Source organism: Streptomyces sp. NPDC023723 (assembly GCF_040639815.1).
In the GTDB taxonomy this organism is placed as follows: Bacteria; Actinomycetota; Actinomycetes; order Streptomycetales; family Streptomycetaceae; genus Streptomyces.
Map to the genome: position 1 here is coordinate 1 of NZ_JBFAAP010000130.1, position 1,247 is coordinate 1,247.

A 1,247-nucleotide genomic window follows, 5' to 3' on the forward strand; every position below is an offset into this window, starting at 1 on the left:
GTCACCGCCTCCGGATGCTCGGTCGGCGTGATCCGCACCCCGTACGGATTCGGACCCGCCGTCGCGTCCGGCGTACGCGGCGGCGAGAACGTCAGCTCCACCGTCCCCGTCGTCCCCGGATACAGCCGCAGCGTGGGTGGTTCGATCACCGTCCAGGGGGCCGGATCACCGACCGGCTCGAAGCGGTACTCGTCTACGACATCACCGGTGTTGCGCACCCGCAGCCGCACGCGCGTGCTGCTGCCGGGATCGACGGTGGCGGACGCGGGCTCGAGGGAGGTCCAGAGGCTCATCACGTTCAGGCTAGGGGCGGGTGCCGTCGCCCGTCACCGGACCGCCGGGCAGACCCGGCTGCCCGATCAGTCCCCCGCCCGGCCCGGGCCCTACCCCTCGGTCGGGTGGATGATCTTCCACTCCTGGTCCTGGATGTTGGTGCAGGCCGAGATGTCCAGCTTGGCGTCGAGTCCGCCGCCGTCGCCCTCGACGTCGAGGCACAGCTGGTTGCTGGCGAAGTTGCGGATCCAGTAGTCGCCGCTCTCCTGCTTGTCGACCCACCACATCTGGTTGTCGGTGGCGGTGGTGCTGTCGCAGGTGAACTCGGTGACCTTGGTGCCGGCGGCGGCGGCTCCGTGGGCCGGCAGGTCCATGCAGAGCTGGTCCTTGACGTTGCGGATCTGGAAGAGCTTCGCCCCGCCGGGACCGCCCTTGGGGTACTTCACCTCCAGGTTCCACATCTGGTTGTCCTCGTCGCCCTGGATGCACATCGACTGCTGCACCACGTCGTCGGGGTTGCCCTTGTCCCGGCCGACGAGTTCGGCACACATGTCGGTGGTGGTGTTGCGCAGCATGATGTTCTCGGCCGGCACGACGTCCGGCACCTTCTTCTTGGTGGGGCTCGGCGACGCCCCGCCGCCGCCGTCTCCGCCGCCGCCGCCCGCGCCGGTGTCCTCGGACTCCTCGGCCGTCGGCTGCTCCGCCTCCGGCGACTCGGCCGGCACGCTGGGCGCGGCCAGTTCCTCGGTCGGGGTGGGGCTGGGGGTCAGCGCCACACCGGCCTCGTCGACCTGCTCGGTGGCGGCGGTGCGCACCTGCGGCTGGTAGGCGATCCAGATCAGCACGAACGCGAGCGCCAGCGCCAGGAAGATGCTCAGAAAGGTGGCCAGCCAGCGGGGCAGGAAACCGCGCTGCACGAACGTACCCGGCACGGCGAGCGGTTCGACCCCGGAACGCTGGAGAGCGAGCGAGTA

At 70.3% G+C, this 1,247-nt stretch carries 1 protein-coding gene and 1 pseudogene; both read right to left on the reverse strand.

Going from position 1 to position 1,247, the window contains the following annotated elements:
• Positions 1-293, reverse strand: a pseudogene (locus tag AB0G32_RS40390) (hypothetical protein); the annotation flags it as partial.
• A gap of 90 nt (positions 294-383) precedes the next feature.
• Positions 384-1,247 (reverse strand): RICIN domain-containing protein (locus AB0G32_RS40395; RefSeq protein ID WP_361176080.1); only part of this gene is annotated, 864 nt, incomplete at its 5' end.